13 protein-coding genes are annotated in these 12481 nt (G+C 70.8%); 4 read left to right on the plus strand and 9 right to left on the minus strand.

Going from position 1 to position 12481, the window contains the following annotated elements; genetic code table 11:
• Position 1 precedes the first annotated feature (1 nt).
• The 4 genes from ACFVXC_RS01805 to ACFVXC_RS01820 are packed head-to-tail and all read right to left on the minus strand — an operon-like array spanning position 2 to position 4603.
• Positions 2-1222, minus strand: coding sequence for an acetyl-CoA C-acetyltransferase (locus ACFVXC_RS01805; RefSeq protein WP_389900498.1), 1221 nt, complete (start codon positions 1220-1222; stop codon positions 2-4).
• 47 nt (positions 1223-1269) lie between these two features.
• Positions 1270-2412, minus strand: coding sequence for an acyl-CoA dehydrogenase family protein (locus tag ACFVXC_RS01810; RefSeq protein WP_389900499.1), 1143 nt, complete (start codon positions 2410-2412; stop codon positions 1270-1272).
• Between the two features lie 17 nt (positions 2413-2429).
• Complete coding sequence (locus ACFVXC_RS01815) at positions 2430-3455, minus strand: LLM class F420-dependent oxidoreductase (RefSeq protein ID WP_389900501.1); 1026 nt, start codon at positions 3453-3455, stop codon at positions 2430-2432.
• Positions 3455-4603, minus strand: coding sequence for a CaiB/BaiF CoA transferase family protein (locus ACFVXC_RS01820; protein WP_389900503.1), 1149 nt, complete (start codon positions 4601-4603; stop codon positions 3455-3457). Before ACFVXC_RS01820 ends, ACFVXC_RS01815 begins: the two co-directional genes overlap by 1 nt.
• A gap of 185 nt (positions 4604-4788) precedes the next feature.
• Between ACFVXC_RS01820 and ACFVXC_RS01825 the strand changes: the two genes are divergently transcribed.
• Positions 4789-6030, plus strand: coding sequence for a saccharopine dehydrogenase family protein (locus ACFVXC_RS01825; protein WP_389900504.1), 1242 nt, complete (start codon positions 4789-4791; stop codon positions 6028-6030).
• 31 nt (positions 6031-6061) lie between these two features.
• On the opposite strand, the gene nfi is transcribed toward ACFVXC_RS01825, so the two are convergent.
• Both nfi and ACFVXC_RS01835 read right to left on the minus strand, forming a co-directional pair.
• A complete protein-coding gene (nfi, locus tag ACFVXC_RS01830) occupies positions 6062-6760 on the minus strand; it encodes a deoxyribonuclease V (RefSeq protein WP_389900506.1) in 699 nt (232 codons plus the stop codon).
• Positions 6757-7332, minus strand: coding sequence for a hypothetical protein (locus ACFVXC_RS01835; protein ID WP_389900507.1), 576 nt, complete (start codon positions 7330-7332; stop codon positions 6757-6759). Before ACFVXC_RS01835 ends, nfi begins: the two co-directional genes overlap by 4 nt.
• Positions 7333-7468: 136 nt before the next feature.
• On the opposite strand from ACFVXC_RS01835, the gene ACFVXC_RS01840 reads away from it, so the two are divergent.
• Positions 7469-7765, plus strand: a complete 297-nt coding sequence (locus tag ACFVXC_RS01840; protein WP_389900508.1) for a YciI family protein — start codon at positions 7469-7471, stop codon at positions 7763-7765.
• Here the strand turns inward: ACFVXC_RS01840 and ACFVXC_RS01845 are convergent.
• Positions 7762-8916, minus strand: a complete 1155-nt coding sequence (locus ACFVXC_RS01845; RefSeq protein ID WP_389900510.1) for a WD40/YVTN/BNR-like repeat-containing protein — start codon at positions 8914-8916, stop codon at positions 7762-7764. The genes ACFVXC_RS01840 and ACFVXC_RS01845 overlap by 4 nt on opposite strands.
• A gap of 186 nt (positions 8917-9102) precedes the next feature.
• Between ACFVXC_RS01845 and ACFVXC_RS01850 the strand changes: the two genes are divergently transcribed.
• Positions 9103-9519, plus strand: a complete 417-nt coding sequence (locus ACFVXC_RS01850) for an SsgA family sporulation/cell division regulator (RefSeq protein ID WP_389900511.1) — start codon at positions 9103-9105, stop codon at positions 9517-9519.
• 18 nt (positions 9520-9537) lie between these two features.
• Here the strand turns inward: ACFVXC_RS01850 and ACFVXC_RS01855 are convergent, their stop codons facing one another.
• Both ACFVXC_RS01855 and ACFVXC_RS01860 read right to left on the minus strand, forming a co-directional pair.
• Entirely contained in the window at positions 9538-9672 is a 135-nt protein-coding gene (locus ACFVXC_RS01855) for a hypothetical protein (RefSeq protein ID WP_389900513.1), read from the minus strand.
• A gap of 177 nt (positions 9673-9849) precedes the next feature.
• On the minus strand, positions 9850-10530 hold the full coding sequence (locus ACFVXC_RS01860; RefSeq protein ID WP_389900514.1) for a GPP34 family phosphoprotein: 681 nt from the start codon (positions 10528-10530) through the stop codon (positions 9850-9852).
• Positions 10531-10839: 309 nt separating this feature from the next.
• Here ACFVXC_RS01860 and ACFVXC_RS01865 point away from each other — a divergent pair, with 309 nt between their 5' ends.
• Positions 10840-12471, plus strand: coding sequence for an ABC-F family ATP-binding cassette domain-containing protein (locus ACFVXC_RS01865; RefSeq protein WP_389900515.1), 1632 nt, complete (start codon positions 10840-10842; stop codon positions 12469-12471).
• The last annotated feature ends 10 nt before the right edge of the window (positions 12472-12481 follow it).

Here is a 12481-nt window from a genome sequence, read left to right on the forward strand (position 1 = left end):
CTCAGCCGGAAACCCGTTCCACGATCGTGGCGATCCCCATGCCTCCGCCGACGCACAGCGTGGCAAGGCCGTACCGCTTGTCCTGACGCTCCAGCTCGTCGACGAGCGTGCCCAGGATCATCGCCCCGGTGGCGCCGAGCGGGTGGCCCAGAGCGATCGCGCCGCCATTGACGTTGACCTTGTCGAGGGACAGGCCCATGTCCTTGACGAAGCGCAGGACGACGGCCGCGAAGGCCTCGTTGATCTCGACGAGGTCGATGTCGTCGATCGTCAGACCCGCCTTGGCGAGCGCCTTGCGGGCGGCCGGGGCGGGCCCGGTGAGCATGATGGTCGGCTCGGAGCCCGAGACGGCCGCGGAGACGATGCGGGCGCGCGGGGTGAGGCCGTAGCGCTCGCCGACCTCCTTGGTGCCGACGGCCACCAGGGCGGCACCGTCCACGATGCCGGAGGAGTTGCCCGCGTGGTGGACGTGGTCGATCTTCTCGATCCAGTGGTACTTCTGCAGCGCGACGGCGTCGAACCCGCCAAGGTCGCCGATGTCCTTGAAGGAGGGCTTCAGCTTGCCGAGCGAGTCGGCGGTGGTGCCGGGGCGCATGTACTCGTCGTGGTCCAGGACGACCAGGCCGCTGCGGTCCTTCACCGGCACGACGGACCTCTCGAAGCGGCTGTCCTTCCAGGCCGCCGCCGCGCGCTCCTGGGACAGGGCCGCGTACTCGTCGACGTCACGCCGGGAGTAGCCCTCCACCGTGGCGATCAGGTCGGCGCCGATGCCCTGCGGCACGAAGCCCGTCTCGTAGTTGGTCATCGGGTCGGCGAACCAGGCGCCGCCGTCCGAGGCCATCGGGACGCGTGACATCGACTCGACGCCGCCCGCCAGGACGAGGTCCTCCCAGCCCGAACGCACCTTCATCGCGGCCATGTTGACGGCTTCGAGACCGGAGGCGCAGAAGCGGTTCTCCTGGACGCCGGCGACCGTGTCCGGCAGTCCGGCGGCGATGGCCGCGATCCGCGCGATGTCCGAGCCCTGGTCGCCGACGGGGCCGACGACGCCGAGGACGATGTCGTCGACGGCCGCCGGGTCCAGGTCGGGGAACCGCGCCCGGATCTCGTGGATCAGGCCGACGACGAGGTCGATCGGCTTGGTGCCGTGCAGGGCGCCATTGGCCTTGCCGCGTCCGCGCGGGGTGCGGATCGCGTCGTATACGTACGCTTCGGTGGTCAAGACAGCAGCCTTTCGCAAAGAACTTTGCAGGTGAGGGTCTGGCAGGCTCAGGCGAGCAGGGAGCGGCCGATGATCTCCTTCATGATCTCGGTCGTGCCTCCGTAGATCGTCTGGATGCGGCCGTCGGTGAAGGCCTTGGCGACGCGGTACTCGGTCATGTAGCCGTATCCGCCGTGCAGTTGCAGGCAGCGGTCGGCGACGCGCTTCTGCAGTTCGGTGGCCCACCACTTGGCCATCGAGGCGTGCACGGCGTCGAGTTCGCCGTTCGAGTGATCGACGATGCAGCGGTCGAGGAAGGTCCGGGTGACCGCGCACTCGGTCGCCATCTCGGCGATCTCGAAGCGGATGTGCTGGAGCTTGGAGAGCGGTCGCCCGAAGGCCTCGCGCTCCTTGACGTACGTCGTGGTGATCTCCAGGAGGTGCTCGGCGGCGGCGATCCCGGCGACGGCGATGCCCATGCGCTCCTGCGCGAGGTTCGTCATCAGGTGGATGAAGGCGCCGTCGAGCTCGCCCAGGAGGTTCTCCTTGGGCACGCGTACGTCGTTGAAGAACAGCTCGGCGGTGTCCTGGGACTTCTGGCCGATCTTGTCGAGGTTGCGGCCCCGCTCGAAGCCGTCCGTGCCGCGCTCGACGACCAGGAGGGACAGCCCCTTCGCGCCGCCCTCCTGCGAGGTCTTGGCGACGACGATGACGAGGTCGGCGAGGATGCCGTTCGAGATGAACGTCTTGGAGCCGTTGAGCAGCCAGTGATCGCCCTGGTCGACGGCGGTGGTGCGGATGCCCTGGAGGTCGGAGCCCGCGCCCGGCTCGGTCATCGCGATGGCCGTGATGATCTCGCCGGAGCAGAAGCCGGGCAGCCAGCGCCGCTTCTGGTCCTCGGTGGCAAGGGATGTCAGATACGGGCCGATGATGTCGTTGTGCAGGCCGAGCGCGAGCCCGGCCGCGCCCGCGCGGGTGAACTCCTCGGCGAGTACGGCGCTGTAGCGGAAGTCGGCGTTCCCGCCGCCTCCGTACTCCTCGGGCACGGCGAGCCCGAGCAGTCCCTGCTTGCCCGCCGCGAGCCAGGCGTCCCGGCTGACGATCCCGTCCTTCTCCCACTCCTCGTAGTGGGGCAGTACCTCCTTCGTCAGGAAGGTACGGACGGTCTCGCGGAACGCCTCGTGTTCGGCGGAGAAGATCTGTCGCTTCACGTACGGCCTCCTGGAGCCTAGAGCCAGCCCTTGACGGTCTCGATCGACTTGGCCGGCTCGGGGCCGACGGGAATGACGTTGAGCATGGTGACGCCCGCCTCACGGAAGGCCTCGACGCGCTCACGGACATAGCTCTCGGGCCCGCACAGCGACATGAGCTCGCAGAACTCGTCCGGGACGGCGGCCTCCGCTTCCTTCTTCCTGCCCGAGAGATACAGCTCCTGGATGCGCCCGGCTTCCTCCTCGTATCCGTACGCGACCGCGAGGTCGTTGTAGAAGTTCTTCCCCGGAGCACCCATGCCGCCTACGTAGAGGGCGATTTGAGGCCGGGCCAGATCCCGTGCGGCGGCCGCGTCGTCACCGATGGCGAGCAGGCCTCCCGCGACCGTCTGCAACGGTCCGAGCGCCGGATCGCGCTTCGCCTCGCCCTCGGCGAGCGAAGCGCCCCACACCTGGTGCGCCTTCTCCGGGATGAACAGGGTGGGAAGCCAGCCGTCGGCGATCTCGGCGGTCATGCGGACGTTGGCGGGGCCGAGCGATGCTATGTAGAGGGGCACTTCGGAACGGACCGGCTTGGTGAGGATCTTCAGCGGCTTGCCCAGCTTGCCGCCCTTCTCCTCGGGCAGCGGCATGTCCGTGACGCCGTGGTGGTCGATGACCTCGCGGCGCAGGATGCGGCGGGTCAGTTCGACGGCCTCACGGGTGCGGGCGAGGGGCTTGTCGTACGGCTTCCCGTGCCAGCCCTCGACGACCTGCGGCCCCGACGCGCCGAGCCCGATGATCGCCCGCCCGCCGGAGATCGCGTCGAGTCCGGCGGCCGTCTGGGCGATGAGGGCGGGGGTGCGCGAGTAGACGTTGAGGATCCCGGCGCCGATCTTCATACGCTCGGTGCGCGCGGCCAGGTAGCCCATGATGGTGGGCGAGTCGAAGCCGTAGGCCTCCGCGACCCAGACGGCGTCCAGACCGGCGGCCTCCAGGGCGGCCACGTCGTCGGCGGCCTGCCGCGGATCGCCCGCGTAGGCGAGAGGTGCGGAGATCTCCATCAGCTGTCTTCCTTCGTGGTGGTGCCCCTGAGGGCCGGTACGTCCCAGTCGCGGGCCACGTCCTCGGTGTCCGCGCCCGGCTGGGCGGGGCCGCTGCGGACGTCCGTCGGGGTCGCGGAGAAGCGCGGCGCGGGGGCGGGCTGGGTGATGCCGCCGTGGTCGACGAAGGTGCCGCGGGCGGCGAGATGGGGGTGGCCGGGGGCCTCGGACAGCGAGAGCACGGGTGCGACGCACGCGTCGGAGCCCTCGAAGACGGCCGTCCACTCCTCGCGCGTCCGCTCCTTGAAGCGGGTGGCGACCGCCTCGCGCAGCTCGTCCCAGCGCGCGAGGTCCTTGCGCGCCGGCGCCTGGCCCGCCAGACCGAGGAGCTCGATGAACTCGTCGTAGAACTGCTGCTCAAGGGCGCCGACGGCCATGTGACCGCCGTCGGCGGTCTCGTAGGTGCCGTAGAACGGGCAGCCGCCGTCGAGGAGGTTGGCGCCGCGCCTGTCCTGCCAGCCGCCGGCCGCGAGCATGCCGTGGATCATCGACGTGAGGTGTGCGGTGCCGTCGACGATCGCGGCGTCCACGACCTGCCCTGTGCCGTGCTCGCGCGCGTGGTGCAGGGCCGCGAGGATGCCGACGACGAGGTAGAGCGAGCCGCCCGCGTAGTCGCCGACGAGGTTCGCGGGGACGGTGGGCGGCTCGCCGGGGTTGCCGATCATGCCGAGGGTGCCGGTGATCGCGATGTACGCGATGTCGTGCCCGGCGCGCGCGGCGAGCGGCCCCTCCTGTCCCCAGCCGGTCATCCGTCCGTAGACGAGCTTCGGGTTGCGGGCGTGACAGGTGAGAGGCCCGATGCCCAGGCGCTCGGCGACGCCGGGGCGGTAGCCCTCGATGAGGACGTCGGCGCGGTCGACGAGGTCGAGGACGCGGTCCGCGCCGTCGGCCGCCTTGAGGTCGACGATCACGGAGCGCTTGTTGCGGTTGGTGACGTCGTACTCGGGATTGACGGCGAGAGTGCCGCCGCCCGGCCGGTCGACCCGTACGACATCGGCCCCGAGGTCGGCCAGGAGCATGGCCGCGAACGGGCCGGGGCCGATGCCCGCCAGCTCGACGACGCGCACCCCTGCGAGCGGTCCGTGAACGTTCTTGCCCGGCACTGCCATTGAGCCCCCAGCGCTATGACACAACTGATGTAACACCAGTGATGCTAAGAACGTGTTCCACTCCGCACAAGACCCTAGCAAGCAAGCGCTTAGACAAAACGGGGGACGGGCCGTGCGGCGACACCGGCTTCGCACGCTAGCCTCGGCCCCCGACATCGGCGCGCGGCGCACGGCAGAGAGGTGCCATGACCAGTCAGAACGGCAACCGCAACGACAACGGCGGCAGCGGCAGCGGCAGCGGCAAGGACCACGCGGCGGACCGCACGTACGACATCGTCCTCTTCGGAGCGACCGGTTTCGTCGGCGTGCTCACCGCGGAGTACCTCGCCGCGCACGCGCCCGAGGGGCTGCGCTGGGCGATCGCGGGACGTGACACCGGGAAGCTGGAGCGGCTGCGGGAGCGGCTCGCCGACGCCCATCCGGCGTGCGCGAAGCTCGACCTCGTCCGCGCCGACGTGGCGGACCCGGCGTCCCTGCGGGACATGGCAGGCCACGCGCGCGTGGTGGCCACGACCGTCGGCCCCTATCTCACGTACGGCCAGGAGCTCGTCGCCGCGTGCGCGGAGGCGGGCACGGACTACGTGGACCTCACCGGTGAGCCGGAGTTCGTCGACCTCATGTACGTGCGGCACGACGCCCGTGCCCGGGAGACGGGCGCACGGCTCGTGCACTCCTGCGGCTTCGACTCGGTCCCGCACGACCTGGGCGCGTACTTCACGGTGCGGCAGCTTCCGGAGGGTGTGCCACTGCGCGTCGACGGATTCGTGCGCAGCAACGCGACGTTCTCCGGGGGCACCTTCGCCTCCACGCTCACCCAGCTCTCCCGGGGGCCGCAGATGCTGGCCGCCGCGCGGGACCGGCGACGGCACGAACCGCGCCTGGCGGGCCGCAAGGCGTACGCGCCGCCGAGCGCACCCCGGTACGCGGGCGAGGTCGGCGCCTGGGCCCTCCCCCTGCCCACGATCGACCCGCAGGTGGTGCAGCGCTCGGCGCGGGCGCTCGAACGCTACGGGCCCGATTTCCGCTACCGCCACTACGCGGCCGTGAAGTCCCTGCCGTTCGCCGTGGGGGGCGCGGCGGCCGTCGGCGGTCTGGTGGCGGCGGCGCAACTGCCGCCCGCGCGGCGGTGGTTGTCGTCGCGGATGAAGCCGGGCGACGGACCGGGCGAGCAGCGGCGGGCCAAGAGCTGGTTCTCCGTGCGCTTCGTCGGCGAGGGTGGCGGCAAGCGCGTGTTCACCGAGGTCTCGGGCGGGGATCCGGGGTACGACGAGACGGCGAAGATGCTGGGCGAGGCGGCGCTGTGTCTGGCGCTCGACGACCTGCCGCCGGTGGCCGGGCAGGTGACCACCGCCGTGGCGATGGGCGACGCGCTGACGGAGCGGCTGACGTCGGCGGGACTCAGGTTCCGGGTGGCGGCGTCGCGGTAGGGCCCTGCTGACGGAGATCCGTCACAAGGCGTCACAAGGCCCTGTCGGTCGCCTCGCGCAGGGCCGCGCGGCACAGGGCGTCCGCGCGGCGCGTCGACTCCGGGAGGCGGTAGCGCGGCGTCAGGCGGAGCGTGTGGGCACAGGCGTTGTCCAGGCTCACGCGGTGGCCGACGGAGACGAAGACCGGTTTGACGTCCTCGCGGGTGCGCAGGGCGCGGCCGATCTCCTCCGCTCCGTCGAGGAGCGGGGCCGTGCTCGCCCGCGGGGCGCCCGGGGCCTCGTAGGTGAACGTGAAGGGGTTCTTGGCCACGCCGATCGTGGGCAGTCCCGTGAGGACGCCGAAGTGGCTCGCGAGGCCGAACCTGCGGGGATGCGCGATGCCGTAGCCGTCGCAGACGACGAGGCCCGGATCGGCTTCGAGCTTCTCCAGGGCGGCCAGGACGGTGGGGATCTCACGGAAGGCGAGCAGGCCCGGCACGTACGGGAAGGCGACGCGGCCCACCGCGGTCGCCTCCTCGACGACGTCGAGTGTCGCGGCGTCCAGGACGACGAGCGCCGCGGCGACGATGTCGCGCTCGTCGTCGTAGGCGACGTCCACCCCCGTGACATGTCCGGTGCCCGGCCGCGGGCCCTCTTCGTCGAGCACGACCCGCGCGCGCAGTCCGTCCTGGACGGCGCGGGCGGCCGGCTCGTCGGCGGGCCAGTCGGCGGGCGCGTGGGAGGTGGTCACCTGGTCGCCCGATCGGTCGCCGCGAACTTCCAGATGAACGGCTCGCCGTTCTCCTGGGACCAGTGGACCTCCAGGTTCTTCGTGTCCTTGGGGACCAGGTAGGTCTCGCACAGGACGTGGGTCTCGCCCTGCTTCCAGTCCTTGATGGACGAGGGGGCCTCGCAGCCCGGCGTGTGATCGGCCGCTCCGACGATCAGGGTTCCGCGTCTGCCGTCCGCCCAGATCCTGGCGGGCTGGCTGGCGCGCGGGTTCTGGGTGAGGGTCGGTCCTGATTCGTGGGTGTACTTCACGTGGGCGACGGCCGGGATCAGGCCCTTGGCCAGCTTGGGCTCCGACACCATCTTCGCGGTCTCGGCCTCCGTGCCCAGTTCGACCTTCTGCGCGGTGACGTCGTAGACGACGGAGACGAGACCCTCGTTCGCCTCGCCGGTGGCGCTCTCGCCGGTGGCGCGCACCCCGCCCTTCGACGTGCCCGCGGAGTCCTTGTCGCCGCCGCCCCCGCAGGCGGTCAGCGCGAGGGCGAGCACGGCCACGGGCGCGGCGACGCGCAGAGCGGTCTTCCTGTACAGCAAAGCGAACTCCCGGCAGAAATGGGGCGGCCACGCACCAAGAAGTCGCCCCACGGAGCGACCGGTTGAACGATCAGGATAAAGCGCGCACCCCGGACCGCGGCCACGCCCTGCGTGCCGCGGCGGTAGCCTCGCGATCATGTTCGTTCTCGAATTGACCTACACCGCTCCCCTGTCCGCCGTCGACAAGGAGCTTGAGGCCCACGTCGCCTGGCTGGACCAGCTCTACGCGCAGGGCGTCTTCATCGCGTCGGGGCGCAAGAATCCGCGTGACGGCGGCGTGATCCTGGCCGTGGCGCAGGACCGTGCGGCGATCGAGGAGATCGCGGCGAGCGACCCCTTCGTACTCGCGGAGGTCTGCGAGTACCGCATCACCGAGTTCATCGCCACGAAGACGGCCCCGGGACTCGCCCCCTACCGCCAGGAACTGCCCTAGGCCCTCCGATGGGCCCCGGACGGGCGCTGGTCCCGCTCCCAGCGCGCGACGCGGCCCTTCTCGCCGGATGCCCAGCAGGTCCGGCCCCGCGTGCAGTCCACGGTGTCGTACGACCCCGCGTCGACCGTCCGCCAGCTGCGCCCGCCGTCCGACGTGACGTCCGTGCCGGTCGGCCCGACCGCGAGCGCGCCACGGCGGCTGCCCGGCAGCCAGGCCACCCCCGACCGGTAGGCGGGCGGGGGCTCGGTGGCCGTGGTCCAGGTGCGGCCGCCGTCGCCGGTGGTGGCCGCGGCCTTCGAAGAGGGCTGATCGGCGCGGTAGTCGCCGCCGACCGCGATGCCGTGCGTACGGTCGCGGAAGGCGAGGCCGAAGACGCCGCGCGCCGGATCGCCCGCCGGGATCGGCGCGTCGGTGGCCGTCCAGGTGCGGCCGCGGTCGGCGGAGTGCAGGATCCGCGCCCGCGCCGCTCCGCCGGTGGCCAGCCACACGTCGCGTGAGCCTGAGCTCACCAGGCACTGGCCGCTCGCGGCGAAGCCCGACTCGCCCTCCTGGGCCGCGGGCATGCCTTCGCCGGGCAGAACCGTCCAGGAGCGGCCGCCGTCGGCGGTGGACAGGATGCGGTACTTGCCGTCCACCGGGTCGCTCATGGCCAGGCCGTGGCGCCGGTCGAAGAACGTCATGCAGTCGTAGAAGGCCTTGGGGTCGGTGTTGCGGAAGGACTCCGTCCAGGTCGCTCCGCCGTCCGTCGTGCGAAAGACCCGTGAAGCCTCGCCCTCACCGATGGCTAGGACCACCGCGCGGCGGCCGTCGAACGCCTCGATGTCGCGGAACTCAAGTTCCGCCGCTCCGGGCGGGGAGACGTTCCGCCAGCTTCCGCCGCCGTCCGAGGTGCGCAGCACGGTGCCTTTCGTGCCGGCGACCCACGCGGTGTCGTGACCGACCGCGGCGAGACCGCGGAAGCGCGCTTCGGTGCCGCTGTCCTTGAGCTCCCAGCCGCCGCCCCTCTGCGAACCGCTCTCCGGGGCCTTGGGGGCCGCCTGTGCGAGCCCTGGCGCGACCAGCGCCGTCACGGCGAGAGCCGCCCCGCACAGCCCCACCGACACCGTGCGACCCACCGACCGCGACCATCTCGTCTTCCCCAGAGACCTCATGGCGGGCGAAGTTACCACCGGAACGCATGATTCCTTCGGGGATTTCTGTGAAGACGGTGAAGAGCACGCGGTGACCGAGGTCACTCCGTGTTCGCGTGCACGGATTCCGTCATTCCGACGTCTATGCAAGTACCGACGCGAGTCATCCAGATCCGAGTCATCCAGCTGTCAGTGAGGGAGCAGGCGTTGTCCACCAACATCGAGCAAGCCGTAGAGGCCCGCCTCGTCGCCGCCGCACCGCGGATGTCGACCATTCCCGCGACGCTGCACTACGACCGGGGCGATCCGTTCGCCGTCCGGATGAGCTTCCCCGCCCCGGCGACCCTGGAGGGCGTCGAGGTCTACTGGACCTTCGCCCGCGAACTGCTCGCCCAGGGCATGGAGCGGGCGGTGGGCGACGGCGACGTACGCGTGCGGCCGTACGGCTTCGACCGCACGGTCGTGGAGTTCCACGCCCCCGAGGGCACCGCGATCGTCCACATCCGCACCGGCGAGATGCGCCGCTTCCTGCAGCGCACCACGGACCTGGTGCCCACCGGCGACGAGCATCTGCACGTCGACCTCGACCAGGACCTCGCCGATCTGATGCGGGACGCCTGCTGAGCCGCAGCCCGCGCGGTATCACTGCGCGAACAGCGAGCTCAGCTCCCCATGGTCGAGCCCTCGCGCCAGGGACCTGTACGTCCCCTCGGCGAGCAGTTCACGCGCGGCCTCGCGCACGACGGCGTGCGCTGTCCGCGGCGGGCCCGCGCCCACGCTGATCCGCGCCCGGAGCGGCGAACTCCGCGACGCGCGGAACCTCAGAGCGTCGCAACCTCAGAGCATGATCGCGAAGGCTCGTCGTCGTCATACGGACACCCGACCAGCGCCGCGTGAGCAGGGGCTGGCGAAGATCCACCACGTACGTCCGTACGCGTTCCTACCGCGGGCCCCTCAGCCGCCCCCGCCACCGGCCCTCGCGTCCTCCGCCGCCGACACCGCCGACGCCAGCGCCTTGCGCAACCCCCGCATCAGCTCGGGCAGTTGTGGAGCCGGGGACCCGCTGCGGTCGGTGAGCGCGTCGAGCCGGTCCCTGTACCGCCTGCGGTCCTTGCCCGAGATGACGCCGCGCAGCTTCCCCGTCGCCGCGCACACGACCAGGGCCGCGTCGCCCGCGGGAACCTCGGACACCGGCACCGGACCGCGCAGGACCGCGAGCACCTCGGCTTGCAGGACCTCGACGTATCCGGCGCGTTCGAGCTCGTACCGCCGGGAGGGGAAGATCCCGAAGACCCGGGTGCGCTCCGTCCGCAGATAGCCCTTGGACGCCAGTTGGTCGCGCACCCCGTCCCGTGTGTCGCGGGCCTTGTACGTGATCCAGCCGCGCCATGTGCGGGGCCGTGACTCCTCGATGAGTTCCAGGAGACCGTCGAGCACCGCGTCGCCGGTGCGCGCGCCGAAGACCGGAGTGACGATGCCGTCGACATCCGAGACGAGCCCGCGCTGGGCCAGCTCGGCGAGCGCGCAGGCACGCACCGCGAGGGGCAGGTCGGGGGCGCCGGTGATCTTGTTGCGGCCGGTGTCCCAGGCCAGCAGGAAGATCCTGGTCGGCAGTGAGAGCGAGCCATAAGGCATGGGGCCTCCTTGTTCGCGGTCACGATAAGTCGTTGACGGCGGCGGGGTCGCACCGTACGGTGTATATCGATTCTGTTGTCGCCGATAGGAGTAGGACGTTGCTCGTCTGAGGTCTGGATTCACCGCGTCACACGGCTCGGCCGTGTGCGTAGCGTGCGACCTCGGCGTTCGAGCCGTCCCTCGGCACAGGGCCCTTCTTCCCGCCCTCGCCTCCTGACGACGCTGCTTCCGTCCTGCTGTCGCACCTCGCGGTGTTCCCAAACGCGTTGCCCCTGACCGCGCTTCATCTCACGCAACCGCGAGGACCACATGTCTACTGTCCCCACTTCCATCACGTGTACGTCGCTCGACTTCACCTGGCCGGACGGCACCGGCGTCTTCGACGGACTCCAGGCGGCCTTCGGCCCTGGCAGGACCGGCCTCATCGGCGTCAACGGCTCCGGAAAATCAACCCTGTTGAAGCTGATCGCCGGTGAGCTCAGCCCGAGTGAGGGCGCCGTCCGCGTCGCGGGTGACATCGGGTACCTGCCGCAGAACGTCGCCCTCGACACCGGTCTGCGCGTCGACGAGGTGCTCGGTATCGCCGCGGCTCGTGCCGCGCTGCACGCCATCGAGGCGGGCGATGTGACCGATGAGCACTTCACGGCGGTCGGCGACGACTGGGACGTGGAGGAGCGCGCCGCCGCGACCCTCGATCAGCTCGGCCTGGGCCACATCGGCCTCGGCCGCACCATCGGGGAGGTGTCGGGCGGCGAGTCCGTGCTGCTGCGCCTGGCCGCGCTGCTGCTGCGCCGGCCCGACGTACTCCTCCTTGACGAACCCACCAACAACCTTGACCTGTACGCCCGTCGGCGCCTCTACGCGGCCGTCGACGCCTGGTCCGGCGTTCTGGTCGTGGTCAGCCACGACCGTGAACTCCTCGACCTGGTCGACCAGATCGCCGACCTGCGGGACGGAGAGGTCAAATGGTACGGAGGCAACTTCACCGCGTACGAGGAGGCACTGGCCGCCGAACAGGAGGCCGCGGAGCGCATGGTGCGCGTCGCCGAGTCCGACCTGAAGAAGCAGAAGCGAGAACTCGCCGACGCACAGGTCAAGTTGGCCCGGCGTAAGAGGTACGGCCAGAAGATGTGGGACACCAAGCGCGAGCCCAAGGTCATCATGGGCGAGCGCAAGCGCCAGGCCCAGGTCTCCGCGGGCAAGCACCGCATCATGCACGAGGAGAAACTCAGCGAGGCGAAGGAGCGCCTCGACGACGCCGTCGAGGCGGTGCGGGACGACGACGAGATCCGCGTCGACCTGCCGTTCACCGCGGTCCCGCCCGGCCGCACCGTGCTCACCCTGTCCAAGCTGTCCCTGCGCTACGGGGCGCGCGTGCGGGGCGAGTTCGAGCTGCGCGGTCCCGAACGGATCGCACTGGTCGGCCGCAACGGCGCGGGCAAGACCACGCTCCTGCGCACCATCGCCGGAGAGCTGGACACCGTGGAAGGAGAGGCCCTCGCACATGTCCCGCTGCGTTTTCTGCCGCAGCGCCTCGACGTGCTCGACGAGGATCTCTCCGTCGCCGAGAACGTGGCGCGCTTCGCGCCCGACGCCACCAACAACCGGATCCGGGCCCGTCTCGCCCGCTTCCTGTTCAAGGGGGCGCGGGCCGATCAGCTCGCGGCGACCCTGTCGGGCGGCGAACGGTTCAGGGCGACGCTCGCCGCGCTGCTGCTCGCGGAGCCCGCTCCGCAGCTCCTGATGCTCGACGAGCCGACGAACAACCTCGACATGGCGAGCGTGAAGCAGCTGGCCACGGCCCTGGAGTCGTACGAGGGAGCCTTGATCGTGGCCAGTCACGATGTGCCGTTCCTGGAGTCGATCGGCATCACGCGCTGGCTGCTCCTCGACGGCGAAATGAAGGAAATCACGCCAGAAGGTGTCGGGTATTTGGCCTAGCTTCGTGTGT

It is taken from the genome of Streptomyces sp. NPDC058257 (assembly GCF_042881845.1).
GTDB lineage: Bacteria > Actinomycetota > Actinomycetes > Streptomycetales > Streptomycetaceae > Streptomyces.